The organism is Saprospiraceae bacterium (genome assembly GCA_016714025.1).
In the GTDB taxonomy this organism is placed as follows: Bacteria; Bacteroidota; Bacteroidia; order Chitinophagales; family Saprospiraceae; genus Vicinibacter.
Genome location: JADJOB010000002.1, coordinates 2,087,231 through 2,109,824, shown reverse-complemented (window position 1 = coordinate 2,109,824; position 22,594 = coordinate 2,087,231). Strand labels below are relative to the sequence as shown.

At 36.9% G+C, this 22,594-nt stretch carries 21 protein-coding genes; 13 read left to right on the top strand and 8 right to left on the bottom strand.

Annotated features, from left to right (window positions below; genetic code table 11):
* Window positions 1-36: 36 nt before the first annotated feature.
* Genes IPJ80_11530 through IPJ80_11520 form a run of 3 tightly spaced genes read right to left on the bottom strand, consistent with a single transcriptional unit; the run spans window position 37 to window position 2,847 of the window.
* Window positions 37-759: a type III pantothenate kinase gene (locus IPJ80_11530; GenBank protein ID MBK7914117.1), complete on the bottom strand. Its 723-nt coding sequence runs from the start codon at window positions 757-759 to the stop codon at window positions 37-39.
* Window positions 760-761: 2 nt separating this feature from the next.
* Window positions 762-2,258 carry a bifunctional phosphoribosylaminoimidazolecarboxamide formyltransferase/IMP cyclohydrolase gene (gene purH / locus IPJ80_11525; protein ID MBK7914116.1) on the bottom strand — a complete coding sequence of 499 codons (1,497 nt, stop codon included), beginning with the start codon at window positions 2,256-2,258 and terminating at the stop codon, window positions 762-764.
* A gap of 4 nt (window positions 2,259-2,262) precedes the next feature.
* Window positions 2,263-2,847 (bottom strand): thymidine kinase, encoded by a 585-nt coding sequence (locus IPJ80_11520; protein ID MBK7914115.1) that lies wholly within the window; start codon window positions 2,845-2,847, stop codon window positions 2,263-2,265.
* A 126-nt stretch (window positions 2,848-2,973) separates the two neighbouring features.
* Here IPJ80_11520 and IPJ80_11515 point away from each other — a divergent pair, with 126 nt between their 5' ends.
* Together IPJ80_11515 and IPJ80_11510 are read left to right on the top strand one after the other, a co-directional pair.
* Entirely contained in the window at window positions 2,974-3,564 is a 591-nt protein-coding gene (locus IPJ80_11515; protein MBK7914114.1) for a hypothetical protein, read from the top strand.
* A complete protein-coding gene (locus tag IPJ80_11510) occupies window positions 3,564-4,268 on the top strand; it encodes a rhomboid family intramembrane serine protease (GenBank protein ID MBK7914113.1) in 705 nt (234 codons plus the stop codon). The genes IPJ80_11515 and IPJ80_11510 overlap by 1 nt, the downstream gene beginning before the upstream one ends.
* Before the next feature lie 70 nt (window positions 4,269-4,338).
* Here the strand turns inward: IPJ80_11510 and IPJ80_11505 are convergent, their stop codons facing one another.
* The 3 genes from IPJ80_11505 to IPJ80_11495 form a co-directional block, all read right to left on the bottom strand.
* Window positions 4,339-4,512 (bottom strand): hypothetical protein, encoded by a 174-nt coding sequence (locus IPJ80_11505; GenBank protein MBK7914112.1) that lies wholly within the window; start codon window positions 4,510-4,512, stop codon window positions 4,339-4,341.
* Between the two features lie 247 nt (window positions 4,513-4,759).
* Window positions 4,760-5,581: an N-acetylmuramic acid 6-phosphate etherase gene (locus IPJ80_11500; GenBank protein MBK7914111.1), complete on the bottom strand. Its 822-nt coding sequence runs from the start codon at window positions 5,579-5,581 to the stop codon at window positions 4,760-4,762.
* Entirely contained in the window at window positions 5,578-7,029 is a 1,452-nt protein-coding gene (locus IPJ80_11495; protein MBK7914110.1) for a sodium:solute symporter, read from the bottom strand. The genes IPJ80_11500 and IPJ80_11495 overlap by 4 nt, the downstream gene beginning before the upstream one ends.
* Window positions 7,030-7,136: 107 nt before the next feature.
* On the opposite strand from IPJ80_11495, the gene IPJ80_11490 reads away from it, so the two are divergent.
* Together IPJ80_11490 and IPJ80_11485 are read left to right on the top strand one after the other, a co-directional pair.
* Window positions 7,137-8,381, top strand: a complete 1,245-nt coding sequence (locus tag IPJ80_11490) for an MFS transporter (GenBank protein MBK7914109.1) — start codon at window positions 7,137-7,139, stop codon at window positions 8,379-8,381.
* 40 nt (window positions 8,382-8,421) lie between these two features.
* Complete coding sequence (locus IPJ80_11485; GenBank protein ID MBK7914108.1) at window positions 8,422-10,347, top strand: glycosyltransferase family 39 protein; 1,926 nt, start codon at window positions 8,422-8,424, stop codon at window positions 10,345-10,347.
* A gap of 33 nt (window positions 10,348-10,380) precedes the next feature.
* Here the strand turns inward: IPJ80_11485 and IPJ80_11480 are convergent, their stop codons facing one another.
* Window positions 10,381-11,928 carry a hypothetical protein gene (locus IPJ80_11480; protein ID MBK7914107.1) on the bottom strand — a complete coding sequence of 516 codons (1,548 nt, stop codon included), beginning with the start codon at window positions 11,926-11,928 and terminating at the stop codon, window positions 10,381-10,383.
* A gap of 166 nt (window positions 11,929-12,094) precedes the next feature.
* Between IPJ80_11480 and IPJ80_11475 the strand changes: the two genes are divergently transcribed.
* Both IPJ80_11475 and IPJ80_11470 read left to right on the top strand, forming a co-directional pair.
* On the top strand, window positions 12,095-12,751 hold the full coding sequence (locus tag IPJ80_11475) for an outer membrane lipoprotein carrier protein LolA (protein MBK7914106.1): 657 nt from the start codon (window positions 12,095-12,097) through the stop codon (window positions 12,749-12,751).
* Between the two features lie 123 nt (window positions 12,752-12,874).
* Complete coding sequence (locus IPJ80_11470; protein MBK7914105.1) at window positions 12,875-14,377, top strand: GH3 auxin-responsive promoter family protein; 1,503 nt, start codon at window positions 12,875-12,877, stop codon at window positions 14,375-14,377.
* Here IPJ80_11470 and IPJ80_11465 read toward each other — a convergent pair.
* On the bottom strand, window positions 14,369-14,767 hold the full coding sequence (locus IPJ80_11465; protein ID MBK7914104.1) for a hypothetical protein: 399 nt from the start codon (window positions 14,765-14,767) through the stop codon (window positions 14,369-14,371). The genes IPJ80_11470 and IPJ80_11465 overlap by 9 nt on opposite strands.
* A 118-nt stretch (window positions 14,768-14,885) precedes the next feature.
* Between IPJ80_11465 and bamD the strand changes: the two genes are divergently transcribed.
* The 7 genes from bamD (at window position 14,886) to IPJ80_11430 (ending at window position 22,542) form a co-directional block, all read left to right on the top strand.
* Complete coding sequence (bamD, locus tag IPJ80_11460; GenBank protein MBK7914103.1) at window positions 14,886-15,719, top strand: outer membrane protein assembly factor BamD; 834 nt, start codon at window positions 14,886-14,888, stop codon at window positions 15,717-15,719.
* Window positions 15,685-16,026, top strand: coding sequence for a DNA-directed RNA polymerase subunit omega (locus tag IPJ80_11455; GenBank protein ID MBK7914102.1), 342 nt, complete (start codon window positions 15,685-15,687; stop codon window positions 16,024-16,026). The genes bamD and IPJ80_11455 overlap by 35 nt, the downstream gene beginning before the upstream one ends.
* A gap of 37 nt (window positions 16,027-16,063) precedes the next feature.
* Window positions 16,064-17,257 carry a bifunctional phosphopantothenoylcysteine decarboxylase/phosphopantothenate--cysteine ligase CoaBC gene (gene coaBC / locus IPJ80_11450; protein MBK7914101.1) on the top strand — a complete coding sequence of 398 codons (1,194 nt, stop codon included), beginning with the start codon at window positions 16,064-16,066 and terminating at the stop codon, window positions 17,255-17,257.
* A 1-nt stretch (window position 17,258) separates the two neighbouring features.
* A complete protein-coding gene (locus IPJ80_11445) occupies window positions 17,259-18,170 on the top strand; it encodes a DUF4835 family protein (protein ID MBK7914100.1) in 912 nt (303 codons plus the stop codon).
* Window positions 18,171-18,187: 17 nt separating this feature from the next.
* The gene (locus IPJ80_11440) at window positions 18,188-18,772 is read left to right on the top strand and encodes a phosphoribosylglycinamide formyltransferase (protein ID MBK7914099.1); all 585 of its coding nucleotides are present in this window, start codon (window positions 18,188-18,190) and stop codon (window positions 18,770-18,772) included.
* 11 nt (window positions 18,773-18,783) lie between these two features.
* Complete coding sequence (locus IPJ80_11435; GenBank protein ID MBK7914098.1) at window positions 18,784-19,326, top strand: carbonic anhydrase; 543 nt, start codon at window positions 18,784-18,786, stop codon at window positions 19,324-19,326.
* A gap of 138 nt (window positions 19,327-19,464) precedes the next feature.
* Complete coding sequence (locus IPJ80_11430) at window positions 19,465-22,542, top strand: hypothetical protein (GenBank protein ID MBK7914097.1); 3,078 nt, start codon at window positions 19,465-19,467, stop codon at window positions 22,540-22,542.
* Window positions 22,543-22,594: the final 52 nt, after the last annotated feature.

Here is a 22,594-nt window from a genome sequence, read left to right as displayed (position 1 = left end):
AAAAACCGAAGGATATAAAAAACGATTTAATGTACATCATTGATAATCTAAAATGGTATTGAGGCCTTTAAGAACCAGGTAAGGTTCCGCAAAAATGCTTATTTTCAAGTGATTTACCAAAAAAGGAGCATTCCCACCACTTAAAACGACGTGAAGCTCCGGATAGTTTTTACGAAGCCTGACAAAATAACCCTCAATTTCAAGCACAATGCCTTGAAGTGCCCCATTTTCCATGGCACTTATGGTATCGTAGCCTATAAAGGAATTTCCGGGATCATGCACTTTAATCAGCGGCAAACTGGCCGTATAATCGTGCATGGCTTTGCAGCGCATTTCCAGGCCCGGGGCAATATTACCCCCAATAAATTCACCGTGATTGTTTACCAAATCGTAGGTGATGCAGGTACCTGCATTTACGACCAGTAAAGCTCCTTTTTTATAGAGCGCCAATGCTCCTGCCATGGCAGCGATCCGGTCAGTTCCAAGTGTTTCCGGTGTTTTATAGTGTATTTTTAATGGCAGGTTGGTATTGGAACTCAAGCGCATTAATTTTCTTTTATCTTTAAATGCCAACAGCCAATCCGGATCCTGAGCCAATACACTGGAATAAATTCCTTTTTCAAATTCAACTTCTTCCAACCATCTGATGATGGCTGCTTCTTCTTTGATCCAATGAACAGCATAGCGCTTGACTTTACCCTCTTCCATTAAAGCCAGTTTAATCCGGCTATTGCCAATGTCTATGCACAATTTGTCCATAATCAATGCTTAAAATGTCTGATTCCGGTAAATACCATTGAAAGACCCAATTCATCTGCTTTTTGAATGCTTTTAACATCATTTACAGATCCCCCCGGTTGAATAATAGCTTTAATCCCGGCCTGTGCTGCCAGTTCAACGCAATCCGGAAATGGAAAAAACGCTTCAGAGGCCATCACACTGCCTGCAGGATCAAAGCCCATGGCTCTGGCCTTTTCAATGGCTTGTTTGCAGGCATCAACCCGGGAAGTTTGCCCACATCCCATACCAATTAATTGCTGGTTTCTCACAAGGGTAATTGCATTTGATTTCAGATGTTTCGCACACTGCGATGCAAATAAAAGATCCACAATTTCTAAATCCGTTGCTTGTCTTTTAGTAACAAGTTTCAAGGCATCGGCTTCTTGTTGGTGAAGATCCATTTCCTGATTTAAAACCCCATTCAAAGCCGTTCGACTGCTCCAATTGTTTACTGGCAGTTGTTTCAATAAAATGAGAATGCGATTTTTCTTTGCACTCAGCAGTTCAACAACCCCAGATTCAAAAGCAGGTGCTATGAGTATTTCATAAAATAAGGAATTGATTTTTTCTGCAGTTTGGAGATCCAGCGGTTTGTTACAAATTAAAATTCCACCGAAGGCAGAAACAGGATCTCCTGCCAAAGCATCTTCCCATGCTTGGGATAGTGTATTCCGAATGGCAATCCCACATACATTGGTATGTTTGATCACTGCAAAACAAGCCGGACCTTTATAAAAATCAGCAATTAAATTGCAAGCCGCATCCAGATCCAGAATATTATTATACGACAATTCTTTTCCTGATAGTATTTCAAAGCATTCATTCAGATCGCCTGTGAAATGTGCCTGTTGGTGCGGATTTTCACCATACCGAAGTGGACTTTTATTGTTAGAGGAAGCTCCAAAATAATCAGCAATCGCTGCATCGTAGGCACTGCTCAGCTGAAATGCTTGCCCGGCCAATTGCTTGCGTTCTTCAATTTGTGAAATCGCATTATTCTTTAAAATTTCAAGAATATTTGGGTATTGCATGGCAGAAGAAATGATGACCACGTCTTCATAATTTTTAGCCCCTGCACGAATGAGGGAAATGCCCCCAATGTCAATTTTCTCAATGATTTCCTGGTGGTCGGTACTGGTCCTTCTGGTTTCCTGAAATGGGTATAGATCGACGATGACCAAATCTATCAAAGGGATTTGAAAATGTGCCAACTGAGATAAATGATCTGGATTCCGAATGGCCAGAATGCCACCAAAAACTTTCGGGTGTAATGTTTTTACCCGTCCTCCTAAAATGGATGGATATTCTGTAATGTTTTCAACAGCAACAACTGGAATTCCTAAATTTTCAAGATAGGCCTGGGTCCCTCCGGTTGAATAGATCACAATTCCCAAATCTTTTAGTCTGAGTGCAATTTCATCAAGACCCTCTTTATTATAAACTGAAATTAAAGCCGAGTGAATTCGTTTAGCGTTCATGTGCTTATTTAAATTGTAAAATTGCCCCCATCGTAAAACAAAGTCTGCACCTGGGTTCGTATTTGTCCTTTTCGCCCAATACAATGGTTTCATTTTCTCCACTCAATCGATACGAATGGGTAGCCAGATTGCCGCAATGGGGACAAATTGCATGGACTTTGGTAATATATTCAGCAACAGCCATTAAAGCCGGCATCGGACCAAAGGGTTGTCCTCTGAAGTCCATATCCAATCCAGCAATGATTATCCGTTTGCCTTTTACGGCAAGTTCTTGACAAATTTCAGGCAATTGGGCATCAAAAAATTGTGCTTCATCGATGCCTACGACTTCGGTATCTTCCAATATGGACAATAATTCTTTGGATGTTAAGATGGGTTTGGAAAGCAGCGCGTTTTCATCGTGGGAAACCACTTTCCGTTCATCATATCGGGTATCCTTGCTCGGTTTAAAAATTTCAACTTTTTGGTTGGCAATCCGGGCCCTTTTGAGACGGCGAATCAATTCTTCAGTTTTTCCACTGAACATGGAGCCACAGATAACTTCAATCCATCCGGAGCGTTGTGATTTATAGGCTGGTTCTAGAAACATTCTTGCTGCAAATATCTAATAATTCCATATATATATGAAATTTCAATATGTCCTCCTGCTAAAATCGAATACCTTTGTGCAAATAATTACAACATAAAAACCGTTTTAAGCCAACAAAATTTTGCTATGGAATTTAACAATGTCAGAAAATGGATGCAAAAAATGAACACCATCCTGGAAATTTATTCTAAAGAAGAGAGTTTTACCCAATCGGAAAAAAACCTGCTATTGGATTACAATCAGAAAATCCGGGAATCCATCCTTACAATTAAAGTGGAAGACGAGGCCATTTCAGACAATGAAGAATCGCATATTCAGGAAAGTCCTGCTCCTAAAATTAAAATAGAAAAGCAAGAACCCGAACCAGTTAGCGAAGCCCCGGCAATAAAAGCAGAGCCTATTCAAACTGATCGCTACAAGGAGTTGTTTACATTCAAGAAAGTGGAAGATTTATCCGAGCAATTGGATTCAACACCAATTAGCAGCATTCAAAAAGCCATGGGACTCAATGAAAGAATCCTGACGCAAAATGAACTTTTTGGGGGGGATAAGAATTCATTTGATAATGCCTTGCAACGATTAAATTCGCTGGATCGATTTGAAGATGCCCGAAATTATTTGAGTGAAGAATTAATTCCTCAATACGATTGGATGGATGAGAAACGAATAAAAAAGGCGCAGTGGTTTATAAAATTGATTAAACGGAAATATTCCTAATGCTTGAATTAGCCAAAGAAAAAGAAAAATTCATTTACGCCCTTTTTGTTGCATTGTTATTTTCGGTGGCCTGTATTTTGATACATGTGCTGTTTATCATTTTCCCGATTCAAAAATATGATTGGAGTGTATATCCAAGAGATATTCAACAATGGTATGGAATATTGACCGGGCAGTTTATACATGCGAGCTGGGGCCATTTATTTTCAAACCTTCCTCCCCTATTTGTAAGTAGTTTGGTATTATTTTATTTTTACCGGAGCATTGGATGGGCAGGATTTATTTTGATTTTGCTGTTAACCGGGTTCATGGTTTTTTTATTTGGTCGAAATTATTCGCACATAGGTGCCAGTGGCCTTGTTTATGGATTGATTTCCTTCATCTTTTTTTCAGGTATTTTCAGAAGGAATGTAAAATCGATCGTATTAATGACCATTATGGTTATAATGTATAGCGGATACCTCGCTGGTTTTTTTCCTACAGAAGAAAGGATCTCCTGGGAAAGTCATTTGTTTGGAGCCATTGCAGGACTCTGGACTGCATTTATATTTAGAAATTTCAGAGAACACGATGAGGTTGCAGTAGTTTATGAATGGCAGGGACAAGACCGAAATCCGAAGGATTACTTTTTTGAGCGCGATGTCTTTAACAAAACACTGTCAGAACGAAAAGCAGAATCAGAATCACAAGATCGTTTTTTCTAAGACCTACAGAGTTGATTCTCCCTGTTAGAAATCAACTCTGTAAATCATCCGACAAACAATTTTAAATTGTTTACAGTTCAGTGGCCAAATCCTTTAAGATTTCATCTTCCTGATCCGATTTAGATGTTTTAATCCAGGACAAATGCTTTCTGTAATTTTCAAGCCAGCCTGGTTTTAGATTCAAATCGGATTCAAATTGATCCACCCAAGAATCGGTGTGTGCCTGTGGTTTAATCGATCTCATAAAACAAGAATTTAGGGTTAGTAAATCATCTAATTAATGGGATACTTCAAGCCTGAGATTCGCTGCCTGAAGAAACTCATTTTCCATACTGCAAGATATTACAAAAAAACCTTGAATGTCATCAGGGTAAACCCTGATTTTTTATCAGGGTTTACCCTGATTTTTTGATGATTTTTTGGAATTTACAATTTTTGATGCCTAAATTTTAGAAAATAAATGGCGGATAGCGGCTGACTTATCAAAAAAATTAACTGAGATTTACACGCAAATACTCAATGACTCCACGAACGCTTCCAAATTCTTTGAGGAGTTCTCTGGCTTTTTCTTCGCGGATCGATTTAAATTGGAGGATCATACGCACCGCTCGTTCGATAAGTTTCGTATTGGCCAATTGCATGTCCACCATTTTATTGTCGATTACCCTCCCAAATCGGATCATAAGGCAGGTTGAAATCATATTTAAAAGCATTTTTTGAGCGGTTCCACTTTTTAATCGGGTGCTTCCGGTAATAAATTCCGGTCCCAATTGCAATTCAAAGGGAAAATCGGATTCTTTGCTGACCGGACTGCCTGGGTTGGAAGTAATACCTGCAGTCGTAATCCGGTGTTCCCGACAGGATTTAAGTCCATTTACGACATAAGGTGTAGTTCCGCTTGCTGTGATTCCGATCACTGTGTCGAGTTCGCTTACAAAAAAGGATTGTAAATCAAGCCAGGCTTGTTGGGTGCTATCTTCTGCAAATTCCACAGCCTTTCGGATGGCTCCATCGCCTCCGGCAATGATTCCATTAAAAAGATCCGGCGCTACCCCAAATGTGGGAGGACATTCTGAAGCATCCAGTATTCCCAATCGGCCACTCGTGCCGGCTCCAATATAAAATATACGTCCGCCTTCTAAAAGTTTAGGTAAGGTCTGATCAATGAAAGTCGCAACTAAAGGCAATACGAGTTTAACAGCTTCAGCAGGTTTGTGGTCTTCAACATTCATGCATTCCAGCAATTCAATGCTGCTTTTGTGTTCAAGGTCATGGTATATTGAATCTCCTTCGGTCAAACGGATAAAATTCATGTTTTCTGTTTTGATATGGCTAATAAACTCAGGTAGGTAACCAGTCCGTTTAGAGGAAGGTTTAAATACCCCAACGAAAATCCATGGAACCAATTAGCTGAATTACGATCGATTACAAATACAATCACGGGTGCCAAACAACAAAGAACGAATACCATGATCGAATTTGACAAGCCTCGTTTGGAAAACAGGGCAAATGCATACAAGCCCAGCAACGGTCCATAGGTGTATCCTGCAACTTTAAGAATTAAATCGATGATAGATTTATTATCAATCCATTTAAAAATAAATACCAGGAGTAGAAAAATAAGTGCAAATAAAAAATGGACCATTTTGCGTTTCCTTATTTTTTGATGCTCTGTGAGTTCAGCATTTCGATTGAAGCCCAGAATGTCTACACAAAAAGATGAAGTCAAGGCCGTAATTGCTCCATCCGCACTTGGAAACAAAGCTGAGATTAATCCAACGACAAATAATAGTGAAAATAAAACCGGCATTTTACCAAAAGCAATCGAAGGAAATAAATCATCTCCAGCCACACCGGGTACGTTTTGATTTGCATACAATGAAAGCAGTCCTCCTAAAATCAAAAAAAGAATGTTAACAATTACCAACACTACACTAAAACTCAGCATGTTTTTTTGAGAGTCTTTCAAGGTACGGACACTGATGTTTTTTTGCATCATTTCCTGATCCATTCCTGTCATGCTAATGGTAATAAAAGCACCGCCTATCAGGTGTTTCCAAAAGTTTGAGCCGGCCATAAAATCGCTGTTAAACCAACGCAAATAATTGGCTTCATTCATATGGTTTACCGCTGTTGAAAAGTTAATATCCAATTGGTTTAGTATAATAAAAATGCAACTAACCAAGGCGAGTAACATAAAAAAGGTTTGAAGGGTGTCGGTCCACACAATTGTTTTAACACCTCCCTGCATGGTATAAACCAAAATCATAAAAAGAATAAAAAATGCAGTCCAATAAAATGAAATGCCCAAATCATTGAGTAAAAAGAGTTGCAATACATTGATTACTAAAAACAATCTGGCGGTTGCTCCGACCGTGCGGGACAAAATAAAAAAAGAGGCTCCCGTTTTATAAGCAATTCGACCCAACTGCTCATCCAGAAAATGGTAAATCGAACTCACCTGCATCCGATAATAAACAGGAAGCAGTACAAAGGCAACGACCAAATAACCTAAAAAGTAACCCAATACAACTTGCAAATAATAAAAACCCTGAGAACCTACAGTACCCGGCACAGAAATAAATGTCACACCAGATAAAGATGTACCAATCATTCCAAAAGCAACTACAAACCAATTTGAATTGCGCTTGCCAATAAAAAAACTTTCATTGGATTGGTCTTTTGAGGTTGCGCGTGCAATCCAAAGCAAGACTCCAAAATACAAAAGCAAGATGCTACTTAACCAATAACTAAAATGCATAAAATGAATTGATCAACAAAGAAACTTAAATAAATTCATAGTTGATAATTTGTTGTTAATCCTGTTTTCAAATTAAAAGGTCGGATTTAAAATTACTTAATTTGCAAATGACCAAGCGAATCATCAATTTATATCGGGATTCATTTGCAGGATTGAATATCAATTCCTGGTTGCTTGCATTGGTTCAATTAGTCAACCGTGCAGGGACGATGGTCGTTCCTTTTATGTCCATGTATATGACTCAACATATTGGAGTGAGCATTACAAAAGCAGGTATGGTCATGACTTGTTTTGGATTGGGTTCTATCGTTGGCGCTTATTTTGGAGGCAAGCTTACAGATCGCATAGGATTTTATAATTTAATGCTATTTTCATTAATTGCCGGAGGCTGTTCGTATATTTTTATTTCCTTTTTTGAAAATTATTATCTGATCTGTCTTGCAACGTTTATTGCATCTGTAATTAATGAGAGTTTCCGACCCGCAAGCATGGCAGCAATTTCTGCTTACAGCAATCCGGATACACTCACCAGAAGCGGATCGCTTGTAAGATTGTCCGTTAATTTAGGATGGGCATTTGGCGCTGCTATTGGAGGCTGGATCGCATCTCATAATTATCAATTGTTATTTTACGTAGATGGCATTACCAATATTTTAGCAGGTGTTTTGATTTTTTATAAACTACCCAGATTGGAGATTAAACCAAAAAGAGAACACAGTGTGATGAACAAACCTGTTAATCAATCTGCATTTAAAGATCGGTTTTATTTATATTTTATTCTTTTGACTTGTTTGTTTGGACTTTGTTTTTTTCAAATATTTACAACACTTCCAATTTATTTAAAAACAGAATTATTCTTATCAGAAAGTCAAATTGGATGGGTATTGGGTATAAATGGTTTATTCATTGCTGCATTTGAGATGGTAGCGGTGTATTCGCTTGAAAATTTTAGAAGATTGCGATTGATTGCGATGGGAACATTTATAACGGGGCTTTCTTTTGTAATATTCAATGTGGTGACTATGGACGCATTTGGACTGGGTATAATATCCTCCGCAATCATATCTGCAGGTGAAATATTGGCCATGCCTTTTATGTTGGTCTTTTTTATGAAACGCAGCAATCCGTCCAATATTGGTCAATATGCATCCTTGTATACAATCGCATACAGCGTAGCACATATTGTTGGCAGCTCTTCAGGAAGTGCTATAGCCGATCATTTTGGATTCGAAACCCTTTGGTGGTTGGTTGGAGGCTTGTCAACCCTTGTCGGGCTGGGCTTCTTGTATTTGGATAAAATAGAATCCCGCTACCCGCTCCGTATCCCTTTAAATGAAACCAGATTAGCCTGAAAGCTTTATCTTTGGCCCTTCATCTTAGCTAAGCACATTCATGATTGATTCTTTACAAAAACTGATTCAAAGCACCTGGAGCATATACTTGATTTTTATTATATCTTTTGCCCTTTATGCCAACACCCTATTTCATGATTTTGTATTAGACGATCGGGTTGTATATACCGAAAACCAATTTGTTCAAAGCGGGATCAGTGGCATCAGTAATATATTTTCTAATGAAACCTTTGCCGGATATTTTAAAGATTCAGGAAGAAAAAGTACAGTTGGAGGGGGGCGCTACAGACCCCTGACCCTCGCTTTCTTTGCCGTACAACATCAAGTTTCCGGAAATAATCCATTCATTGCCCATCTTTTTAATGTACTCTTTTATGGATTGTTAAATTGTATAATCTTTATTACGCTGGCCAAGTTACTCGCGTATCGATATCCCCATCAAGCCAAACTAATTGCAGGGATTGCGACCCTTTTATTTGCAATTCATCCGCTCCACACTGAAGTTGTTGCAAATATTAAAGGATTGGATGAAATTTGGTCTTTGTTGTTTTCATTTTCCAGTTTATATTTTTTATTAAAGACCCTTGAAAGCAAAAAAATACTTCACGGTATTTTATCCGGAATCTTTTTTATGCTGGCTTTATTTTCAAAAGAAAATGCAATTGTATTTTTGGCATTGATTCCACTTGCTATTTATTTATTTATTCCAAAAGAAGTAAAACGCAGTTGGTTAATCTATAGCCCATTGGTTGTTTCCTCTGCACTTTTTATCGGCATTCGTATATGGGTATTGGGAGCTAGTTTCATTAATAGTTCCAGAAATTTTTTGGAAAACCCCTGGTTGCAGTTTCGCGGCGAGCGACTTGTCGAAATGAATCCTGCTGAGAAATATGGTACCATTTTTTACAGTTTGTTGCGGTACGTTTATTTAAATTTTATACCCTACCCTTTGACGCATGATTATGCACCTAAAAGTATTGCAGCTGTAAATTTATTTTCACCTCTACCAATCCTGGCGCTTGGTTTGGCAGGTGCTGCAATCTACTTTGCATTTAAATGGATTAAAACCAAACCCCTCTATTCCTGGTCCATCTTCTTATTTATCATTGCATTGATCCCTACTTCCAACCTGTTCTTTTCAATAGGAGCTTACATGGGGGAACGATTTGTATTTGTATCTTCTTTGGGTATATGCATTATGGCGGCTGCGTTTCTGCTGCGCTTTTTACAAGCCCGCTATTCCTGGAGCATCTATTTATTACCTATTATAGTGCTTGCTTTTTCAGCGCGAACCATTGCACGAAATAATGCCTGGAAAAATAATTTTACTTTATTTAATTCTGACTACCAGCATTCCTCCAACAGTGCTAAATTAAATTCTTCCCTTGGATTTACCTTATTGGAAAACTATCGAAAATCCGATGACAAAGAAGCAAACAAATATTTGGTAAATCAGGCGATATTTCATTTGAAAAAAGCCCTGGAGATTTATCCAAAATACACGGATTGTGTGTTTCTATTAGGGAATGCGTATTACATCATTAAAGACCACAAAGATGCGGTAGCCACGTATGAACAATATATTACCATGGCTCCCGGCGATATGTCTATAATGAAAAATTATCAAAAAGCCTTGCGTGAATATGGCCGGTTTTTATTTCATGAAGAACATAATAATCAAGAAGCCAAACAAGTCTTAATCAAATCATTGAAATTAAATCCCAACGATGACCAGGCACTGGAGCTTTTGGGTAGTGCAGAAGCTGAACTGGGATATCTTTTAAAATCACTCGAATACCTTTCTAAATCATCTCAAATAAATCCAAAATCTGCATCTGTATGGGCGAATTTATACATTACCTACACGAGATTGGGTGACAAAGCAAATGCACAAATTGCGATTAATAAGGGAATGGAAATTGATAAAGATGTCGTTAAAAAATTAATGACCGTTAAAGCAAAGTAATCCTATTTTATTTTTCGGATTTTATTGAACCGATTAACTTTTAATAAAAGGGATTACACCAAATTTTGTTCCATGGTTCCACTTTAAAAAATAAACACCCGGAAGCCATTGTACGGATTCTGATAAAAGGATTGATTTGCTTGTTTTGTCAAATTGAATAGTTTCTTGTTGTAAAATGTTTCCATTAGGATGTAGAATTGAAACCGTATAATTGGATTCAATTTTAGAATTATGGAGCATTATATGATCTCCAACAGGATTTGGTGCAATCAGGAAGGGTGCTTGATTTTCTTCTTTTGTAGAAGAAATGCCATCATTTAAAAATCGCATGATTAAAAAGTTGATGTTAGTCCCATCTTTATAATTTCCAACCATCACAATTTTCTCATCCTGTTGCAAGGTAAAACTGGGAGTATCATCGGTCAATATATTTACAACATCCAGAGATGCCATTCCATTGTTGCCAAATTTTGAATCAATGCTTCCATCCTTATTAAATCTCACCACAACGAAACTGTTTTTTGTGAGGATATTATTTTCACCACACACCAGAAGTTTACCATCTTTTTGTTGTTTCATGTACAACCCAAAATCAACCGGACCTTTAAAATCATAGGTTAATTTTCCACCATTTCCAAATGTTGGATCCAAACTTCCATCTGAATTGTATTTTGCCAAAGCAAAATCATAATTTGTGATGCTGTCGCGAACTGTACCTGAAACATAAAAAGAACCATCTTCCTGAATAATTGATGAATAAGCAACATCCTGGTTTCCTGCAAAATCAGTTTGCATGCTGCCCATGTTCCCAAAAGTTGAATCTAAACTTCCATCTTCATTGTACCGAACAAATGCAAAATTTGCTTTAGGATATACTCCGGAGCATCCACTTAAGAAGATTTTATGATCCTTCTGTACAAACATATCGAAAGGAATGTTTTCACGCGTCATAAAATCGTAATAAACCCAGCCCTTATGATTAAAACTGGTATCAAGGGTTCCATCTGGCCAAAATCTTGTGACTAAAAAATCAACATCCAGGGTATCTATCACGCCGATGCAACCAAACACATATTTTCCATCCTCTTGCAAATCCATGTTGAGAATGCCCGTTGAACGACCGTATTTAAAACTCAGGATGCCATGATTTGCAAATGTTGTATCGACGCGGCCGTCTAATTCCAGTCTGACAACGTAAGATGTCGTATTGGGACTTAAATTGGAATATCCGCCGATTAAAATTTTATTTTCCGGTAAGTAATGAATGAATTCAACATTTTCCTGAGTTGATCCAAAATCCAAAACCACCTTCCCCTGATCGCCAAAACTTCCATCCAATTGCCCATTTTCATGGTACCGTGCAATTATAAAATCAAAAGAGCCGGAAAACCCATTGGTACGACCTCCAACCAATAATTTCCCATCGGGTTGGATCGCAACACAACCACTTTGATCTTTGCCCCCAAAATCGGTATTCACCCATCCCCCATTTCCAAATGAAGGATCCAATTGCCCTGCCTGTGCCAACAGGAAACTTAGATTTCCAAAAAGGATTGATATCATTCCAATGATCCATTTCATATTAAAATAGTTTGTAGATTCAAATTCAGTTCAACTCAATTTTAAAAATACGGTTAAATTTCCAAATCCAAGACCCCTTATTTGCCCTATCTATCGATTAATGAATTAAGCTTAACGAATGCTTAACAAAGCTATTATAATGATTTTAGCTTTTCAACTGTTTTAATTGAAATCCTATCGCGTCATGCTGCTCAATCTAATCTGTCTTTTAAGTAATTTACTTGTCCTTTTCACCCCAGATACCAAAGCGGCTATGATTTTGGATAAAACACAAAATCAATATAAAAAAATGGGCGGTATGGAAATCTTTTTTGATTACGAACAGATTGAAAAAGGAAAATCTACTGGACAGAATAAAGGGCAGCTCTTGTCAAAAGATCATAAGTATCGACTGATTCTAAAGGATTTTGAAATTTATAATAATTCAAAAATTCAATACACCTATTTAAAACGAAACAAAGAAGTTCAAATCACCAATCCGGAAGAATCTGAAAACAAATACCAACCCGCACAATTGGCAGCGATTCACAAAGCAGGTACCCATCAAGCCAAATACATTAAACTTTATAAAAGCAAAGGCAAAAACAGTCACATCATTGAATTGATTCCAGAATCAAAAACGGAAACCATTTCAAAAATAACTTTATACATATCTGAAAAAACAAATCTTATAGAAAAAGCTGAATGGCAGGATATGAATGGTGCTAAAACCATCGTAGTGTTTACAAAGACCGTTGCATCCCGGTTGATTGATGATGCTGCATTTGAGCTTAAAACAGATGACCTGAAGGGCGTCCACATCGAAGATCTTAGAGATGAGTAGTTGAGATTGAGCGTTTAATGCCTCTGTATTTAAACTACATTCATCCCTGAAAAATCCTGCTTTAATAGCTCTGAAAACCTCAAACATTCGCTACATTCATACAAGGATTATATCTTTGACCCTATGTTTTTAAAAGACAGCCTCATCCATTTAATTGCTACAGCTAGTTGTAAAAAATTGAATCGCAGTTATTTGAAAGGGGTTAGCCATCAGGATCGCCAATTTAAAACCTTAATACACTCCGCGAGAAATACACAATTTGGGCTTGATCATGATTTTAAATCCATTTCCAATTACGATGATTATAAAGCACATGTACCTGTAAGGGATTATGAAGATTTTGTTCCTTATCTTGATCAAATTCGTGATGGCAAGCAAAATATATTATGGAAAGGACTTCCAAAATATTTAGCCAAAACCTCCGGAACTACTTCAGGTACCAAATACATCCCATTAACTACGGATAGTATTAAAAATCATTTGAATTCAGCAAGAAATCTATTATTGCATTACGTAGTAAAACGACCTAAAACTCAAATTTTTAATGGGGACATGTTTTTCCTTTCAGGTTCACCTGAATTATGTTTTACAAACAATATTGCGATTGGAAGATTATCCGGAATCGTAAATCACGAAGTACCTTATTGGTTTAAATTCAATAAGCAACCCGATGATAAAACGAATCGGATACAACCCTGGGAGCGAAAAATAGAACATTTAATAGCCGAATTGCACACTAAGGATATCCGCGTTTTTAGTGGCATACCGCCTTGGATTCAAATGTTTTGTGAGCACTTGCTCGATTTTACCGGAAAATCCTGTGTAAAGGATGTTTTTCCAAATTTAAGCCTTTACATCCATGGAGGTGTAAATTATGCGCCCTACAAGCAGAAGATCCAACAACTCATAGGCGGACCCATAGATTTAATTGAAACCTATCCGGCAAGTGAAGGATTCATCGCGTATCAAACGGATTGCGAAGAAGACAATATGCAATTGGTTGTCCACGATGGGATATTTTATGAATTTATAGAAAAAGAAAAGATCCAGGATCCGGATGCCGAACGACTGAGTTTGGCAAACATCCAACTCAATAAAGACTATGCAATTGTTTTAAGCACAAATGCCGGACTCTGGTCCTATTTGATTGGTGATTTAGTTCGTTTTGTTTCAAAAGATCCACACCGGATTAAATTCAGTGGTCGGATCAGTCAATTTATTTCTGCTTTTGGCGAGCATGTCATCTCAAGTGAAATTGATCAGGCGATCAGTTATGCTCAAAAGAAACACCGTTTTGATGTCGTTGAGTTTACGGTTGCACCACAGGTAAGCCCTGCAGATAACCGCTCGGCTTATCATGAGTGGTTTATAGAATTTTCAGAAATCCCTAAGAATATCCATGAAATAGCTCAAACCATTAACGGGCATTTATGTGAGCTGAACAGTTATTATAAGGACCTGATCGACGGAAATCTATTGGATACCTTAAAGATCCGTCCCATCCGTAAAAATGGGTTCCTCGATTATATGCGTCAAGCCGGTAAATTAGGAGAACAATTTAAGGTAAACAGGCTCAGCAACGACCGAAAAATGGCCGATGTGCTGGCCAAAGACATTCTAAGATAGCCAAAGAGCTTTGTCCCAGGGTTTTGTGACCTTTGACCATTGTCCATTGACCATTGAGCATAGACCATTGAACATTGAGCATTGTGAATTGACCATAGACCATTGACCATTGTCCACAGACCATTGAGCATTGAGCATTGAGAATTGACCATAGACCATTGAGCATTGACCATTGAGCATTGACCATTGTCCATCGTCCATTGTCTTTTGACCATCATCCATCGTCCATCGTCCATTGACCATCGTCCATTGACCATCGTCCATTGTCCATTGTCCATCGTCCATTGTCCATCGTCCATTGTCTATTGTCCATCGTCCATCGTCCATTGACCATCGTCCATTGTCCATCGTCCATTGACCATCGTCCATCGTCCATCGTCCATTGACCATTTAAAATGGAAAATTCAATAAAAATTCAATTTTCGATGCGTATTCCCTTTATCCTCAATTAAAAACAACATACTTATCTCCCTGAAATTCCGTTTATTGTATTAAATTTGCGCCCTCCATGAGAAGATCATTACTTTACGTCGGTTGTCTGTTTTTAGTAACTTTTATAAGTTGCAGGTCAAGTTTTGAAAAAATTCGAACCAGTTCGGATCCAAACTTGATTCTTAAAGCAGCTGACAAGTATTACGATGATAAGTCTTACATAAAAGCTCAAACCTTGTATGAGCAAATTTTAACATCCTTTCGCGGACAAAAAGAAGCTGAAATCATTTATTTTAAATATTCGTATACCCACTACTATTTAAATCAATTTGATTTATCATCCCATCTTTTTAAAACTTTTGCAAATACCTTTATCAATAGCGATAAAAAAGAAGAAGCAGACTTTATGTCTGTTTATTCTTTGTATAAAACATCCCCAGGCTATCGGTTGGATCAGAGCAATACTGAAAAAGCCATTGATGGTTTTCAATTATTTGTCAATACCTATCCAAATTCAAAACGTGTTGAAGAATGCAATAAATTGATTGATGAGTGTCGTGCTAAAATTGAATTTAAATCTTTTGAAGCAGGGAAGCTGTATTATGATATGAATAATTATCAGTCCTGTGTCACAAGTCTTAAAAATGTTTTGAATGATTTCCCTGAAACTAAAAATGCACGGGAAATTCGTTTTCTCATTTGTAAGTCGGCTTATTTACTTGCTGAACACAGTATTTTTGAAAAACAAAAAGAACGCTATCTGGAAGCCCGACAATATATTGAAGATTTTATTCAACGGTATCCAAGCGGGAAAACTACCAGTGAAATTAAGGACTACAATAAAAAAATAAACGCTAAATTAAAATCAACGGATTATGATAGATATCAAAACACAAGTGCAAGGAATTAATCCCAATGTTAAAGCCCGTAACATTAAAGACTTTACCAGTGCTACCGGCAATATTTATGAAACCATCAATGTCCTGGCAAAGCGTGCGAATCAATTGACCAATGATATTAAAGAAGAGTTGGTTGACAAATTAGAAGAATTTGCATCTCATTCAGATACGATTGAAGAAGTACATGAGAACAAAGAGCAAATTGAAATTTCAAAATTTTACGAGAAATTACCCAATCCTGCAATTATTGCAACTGAAGAATACCTCGAAGGTAAAATAGAATTTCACTATAAAAATACCACACCCGATTCCGAATAATTCAGAACGATCTTAGGTGTCAGTCCAGCAAAATTTATTGGAAGGACGTAAAATAATCCTCGGCATAACAGGCAGTATCTCAGCCTACAAATCTGCTATACTCCTTCGTTTATTGGTTAAAGCTGGCGCCGAGGTACAAATTATTTTTACTGAAGCCGCCAAAGAATTTGTAGGCCCACTTAGTTTTTCAACTTTATCCAACAAACCGGTATTATCCGGATTAAGTGCTGACCAGGAATGGGCGAAACATGTTGAATTAGGTCTTTGGGCAGATTTGTTAGTGATAGCTCCAGCCAGCGCCAATACGCTTGCTAAATTAGCAAATGGCATTACCGATAATTTACTAACTGCAGTTTATTTATCAGCCAAATGCCCGATCATGTTAGCCCCTGCTATGGATTTGGATATGTGGAAACACCCTTCCACTCAAAAAAATATTGCGCAACTCCAATCCTATGGCAATTATGTGATTCCTGTTGGGGAGGGTCCATTAGCAAGTGGATTGATTGGTCCCGGACGATTGGCCGAACCTGAGTCTATTTTCCAGGAAATTGTACACTTTTTTAATCCGAATCAAGCTTTGCTTGGCAAAAAAATACTCGTCACTGCCGGGCCAACACATGAGGCCATTGACCCGGTGCGGTTTATTGGAAATTATGCTTCTGGAAAAATGGGGATCCGATTGGCAGAGGAAGCGGTTCGAATGGGCGCAGAGGTAGAACTTATTATAGGTCCAAGCAAAGAAGCCATATTTGACAGCCCAAATCTGAGGATTACACGAATTGTAAGTGCACAGGATCTTTTATCGGAAGTTGAAAAGCGTATCCAGGAAACGGATATCTTCATATTAGCTGCAGCTGTTGCTGATTTCCAACCCGACCGCATCGCTGACAATAAAATTAAAAAATCCAAGCATCCTGATTTAACAATCCGATTAATTCCGACACCAGACATTGCAGGTTTTATTGGAAGTCATAAAACAGAAAAACAGTTTTTATGTGGATTTGCCCTTGAAACAGAGGAACTTGAAAAAAATGCAGCCATTAAATTAAAAAACAAAAATATGGATATGATCGTTATGAATTCGCCAAACGATCCCGGTGCCGCTTTTTATTCGGATTCAAACAAGGTCAGCATTTTGGATAAGTCAGGAAAAATAAGTTCCTTTGATTTGAAGTCCAAAAAAGAGGTCGCAATCGATATATTAAATGCCATTCTTGAAAATAAATAACATGAAAGTATTCCTAACGACCTGCCTGATTTGCATCCTGTTTGGTTCTTCACTCTACTCACAGGAACTCAATGCATCGGTTCGGGTAAATGCTCCCAATCTTGGATTAAGCGATAAATCCATTGTCAATCAAATTGAACGAAATGTAAAGGATTTTCTAAATAATCAGAAATGGACTCAAGATGTTTTTGAACCCCATGAAAAAATAAAATGCAATTTTCAAATTACGATCAGTGCAGACAAAGGCGACAACAACCTCTTATTGGATATTGCAGTGCAAGCTACCCGACCTGTATTTAATGCGAGCTATGAAACCGCTTTATTAAGTATTATTGACAAACAAATTCCTGTAATATTTGATCCCTACAAAAACCTTGAAAATTCTAAAGAAACCTATTACGATAATTTATCCGCGGTATTGACCTATTATGCCTATCTTATTTTGGCATTGGATTACGACAGCTACAGTTTGGAAGGTGGTGAAGCACATTTACAGTTACTAAATAATATGTTGAATGTATTGCCAGCATCCATTAAAGGGGCAGATCCTTCCTGGTCTCCTACCAAAGACAAAAAAAATACACGTTATTTTTTGGTAGAGAATTTATTAAATCCAAGGATGAAAGGATTTCGAAGGGCATATTATGAATACCATCGCCAATGCATGGATCAGTTTGCTAAAGATCCAAGCGGAAGCCGTGCGAGTTTAGCAAACATATTAGAAGACATTGGACGGGCCAATTCATCATATCCTGATACTTATTTAATAAAAATGTTTACTTATATGAAGAATCAGGAAATCCTGGAAATCTTCAAACAAGGAAATCCACAGGAAAAGAAAAAAGTGTATGATGTCATGATTCAAATGGATCCGGCCAATACGAGTAGTTACGAACCCTTGATAAAATCTTGATGCTAATTTAATAATACATGAAGAAACGAAAAATAGCCATATTTGCTTCAGGCAATGGAACCAATGCTGATGCATTAATTAAACATTTTAAGAATCATCCTGACATTCAAGTGGGCTTGATCCTTTCCAGTTCGAGTAAAGCAGGTGTTCTTAAAGTTGCAAAAGAACACAATGTCCCCTCTTCCGTTGTAAACAAATCCCTTTTATCCAACAATGGATATACAACAGCTCTCCTGAATTTATACGATATTGATTTTATCGTTTTGGCTGGCTTTTTATTATTGATACCACCCTTTTTGGTAAAACAATTTGATGGAAAATTGATCAACATCCATCCTGCATTATTACCCAAGCATGGAGGAAAAGGAATGTATGGATTGCACGTACATCAATCTGTTATCAATGAAGGAGATGTTGAAAGTGGAATTACCATTCATTATGTCAATGAGATGTATGACCGGGGTAAAATAATATTTCAAGCCAAATGCAAGGTGGATCGTCGGGACAATGCGGAAAAGCTTGCAAAGAAAGTGCAGGAACTTGAACACAAATATTATCCTGAATGGGCAGAAAAACTGGTATTACAAACCCGTTTTATGTAGTCAATAATTTTATGTCAGCAGATTTAATCAAAATAGACCGCATCGAGCGTATTCCTGAAGTGTACCAAAATACTCCAATAGCTGAATTATTTGCCTATCACAATTTAGGAAAAACCTATCAGCAATACCAACAAGCCCAATTATTAATTGGGATGTGTATGGACAATCGAAAACATTTATCCATCCCGGATAATTTTGCCTACATCATCCGGTCCGGAGGCGCCAATCTGAGATACAGTGAATTTCGGGTGTCTTATGCCATTGCAGTCGGCAATGTGCGGCATTTAGTATTAATAGGCCACAATAATTGCGGTATGGTCAATTTGATGGCGCGAAAAGATTTATTTATTCAAGGATTGATTACCAATGCCGGCTGGACCCGTGAAGAAGCCGAAGACCATTTTTATCACTACGAACCAATCCATGAAATTGGCAATGAGAAACACTTTATTATCAGCGAGACCAAACGACTCCGTTTGCGCTACCCCAATGTCATCATTGCGCCTTTGATGTATTTGGTGGAGGATAATTTGTTGTATTTGGTAGAAGAATAGCTCAGAACGCAATTTTAATTCATAAGTCTCTCAAATTAGGATTAAGAAATTCATATGATAGTATGAAATAATCGTGCTTCATAGTTACTTCTGGTTCAGTTTTCATTTTTTATCTTCGCTTAAAGTTTCCTTTAAATTTTGAAGAGAATTATCATTCATATCATCGTTTTAATGATAATTCCCGTTTTTATAAAAATTGGTAGCAGCCAGTCTATTTTTTCAAATTATAACATACTTGGGCTCGAACAAGGTCTTAATACCAGTAATTTATCAGTAATATTAATTGATCGAGATGGATTTCTTTGGATTGGTTCTACTGCTTTACAAGTTTACAATGGACAAACCTTTTATACCATCCCAACGGGTATTGGACCGCGGAAAATACTCGGATCTAAAGTATTTTGTTTGAATCAATTAGACAGTAGTTATATAATAGTCGGGACAGACAAAGGCATTTCAAAAATCAATACACGAACATTTCAAATACAAAATTTAATATTCCCTTGCATTCCTGAAAAATTTAATATTACCAATAGAACTCAGGATATATTAATTTCAAGTAAAGGGAACATTTGGGCTGTCACCACTGGCGGAATCTTCCATGTAAACAAAAACCTTTCGATAATTCAATCTTACTATTTTCCTAATGATTACACTAAATATAACAATCCAATTCAACCCAACAGAATCCTGGAATTTCCAAATGGAAAAATTTGGGTAACTGGTCCTCGATTGAGTGAACTGGTTGACAACGATCAAACCTGTTTATTTGAAATAGATCCACAGAATAAGTTTCATCATGAAATAAAACCATTACCTTTTAAAGAATATAACCGGTTTCTTTCATTTCAACAAATAAATGATTCGGTTGCGGTAATACTGTATGAAGATTTTTGCAAAAATGTGCAAATCATACATTATAATCTAAAATCAAATACTTTTAGAACAATCCAACACAAACCGTTTCAATATTATGAAATGACTCCTTTCTTGTGTAAAATTTCAGATGATGAAATCGGGATCACCTGCGGCACCGGAAAAGAATATCAAATCTACAATGCGGCAACCAACAATCTGGTATATCACCGGATGTCCCCCGAGATCCTTATTAAAAATCTAGTTAAATATAAATCAAATTACTTCGCTGCGACTGATAAGGGCTTGTTAAAGTCTACAACAATTAATAAACTGTTTTCATATAGTGAATGCAAAGATATTTTTCCAAATGAATCAAAATATCCCACCAGTGTTTTAGAGAATGACAGTTTAATTATATCTACCTATCTGTATTCCGGTGTTATTATTTATGACAAAAGAAATCAAACCTGCAGCCTGGTCAAGCCCATTTCGCCATATGAACCACGGACACAGATATCTAAAATCTTTATCATCGACAGTTCTCGCTGGTTAATTTGTGGAAATGTAAGCTTTTGGTACAATCCAATTTTAAATAAATCCTGGAGCTTTAGCAAGGATATTAAAAGTGCCTATCCATTTGAACTATTCTCAAGTTCAGTATTAAAAGATTCTAAAAATAATATCTGGTTCGGGACCATCAATCGAAGGGGTATCTATAAGTATAATATAGATTCAAATACTGTAATTCATTATCCATTAGAACTCTTTGATAAGAATCAACTGTTTCGATTGTTTAATACAATTCGTGAAGATAAAAATATGAATTTATGGTTCGGATCTGTTTTGGGTCCCGGACTTTTACATTGGAAACGGAATGCAAATCAATTTGAAATCATTTACCCCAATCAAAATCCCGGATCCTATTTCAATCCAAATATTTCATCATCAGCCATAGATCCCGATGGTTCCATTTGGTTTGGAACACAAGGCTATGGAATATTTAAATTTAATGTTGATAATTTTAAAATTACTGACTATAAAGATAAATTCAAGCTCTCTGATAATTATATAAACACAGTTAATTGTGACGAAAATGGGATTTTATGGACAACAAACATCAATAAATTAATTAGGATAGACCCAAAGACCTTTCAATGTTATGAATTCAATTCGTATTATGGTTTACCTTCAGATGGCATTACAACCCATAAAGTTACCGGAAATCCCAATCTCCACTATTTAATCAATCCAAAAGGATACATTTATGTGCATCATACAGAATTTCAATATCCAATACCAGACACCACTCTTATTATACGTTCTATTAAAGCAAATAATCAGGATGTATCCATTGACCAATTATCAGCTCTAAGCTACGAGCAAAACAATTTAGAAATTCAATTTGCAACACCTAATTTATTGGATGGTTTTTTAAACACTTATTATTTCCGTTTTTTTGACAAAGACAGTAATTGGATTTCAATTGGGAAAGAACCCATTTTAAGACTATCCGGAATCGGTTATGGAAACTATAAAGTTCAATTAAAAATATGCCAAAATGGATCAATTTGTTTCCATAAAAATTTGATCGATTTTAATATCAACAGACCCTATTGGAAAAGTCCATGGTATTACGGAATTTTAATTTTAATATTTGTTAGTTTATTATTCTCAATTTTTATTTACGACTACCGGCTTAAGATTTCAGAAATTGAAAAAGATCGGGACAAAGAGATTCTACGAAATAAAATTGCCCAGGATATTCATGATGAAGTGGGATCAAGTCTTACTAAAATAGCATTATCTGCACAAGTTGCATCTCGAATTAACAGCTTATCGCAAGAAGATTTAAAACTCAGATTGAGTCATGTAGCGGAGGACGCGAAAATAGCCTCCTCTCAATTGCGCGAATTGGTCTTTTCGATTAATCCTGATTTTGATCACTTTGATGATATGCAGGCTTATTTTCAGGAACATGCCAGACAGTACCTAGAGGATTCCGGGATTCAGCTATCCTTCACACTTCCAAAAAGCAAGTCCAATGAATTGGTACATCCTGATATCAAAAGACAATTGCTTTTAATATTTAAGGAAATCCTGAATAACATAATAAAACATGCCCAGGCAAAGCAGGTTTGGATTCGTCTGGAAGAATTGCCTAACAAAACCTACCATTTTGAAATTAAAGATGATGGCAAAGGATTTGATTCCGTACAGGCAGGTAAGACTAGCAATGGCCTTCGTGGTATGATGCAACGAGCTGAGTCTATTTCAGCTAGCTTAAGCTTAAACAGCAGTCCGGGTTCCGGTACCTGTATTCAGCTTTTTGGACCCTTAAAATTAACTAATGGATATTAAGTGAATTTGCTGCTTTCATACGAATGTGGTATTTTAAATTTTCATTATTTTA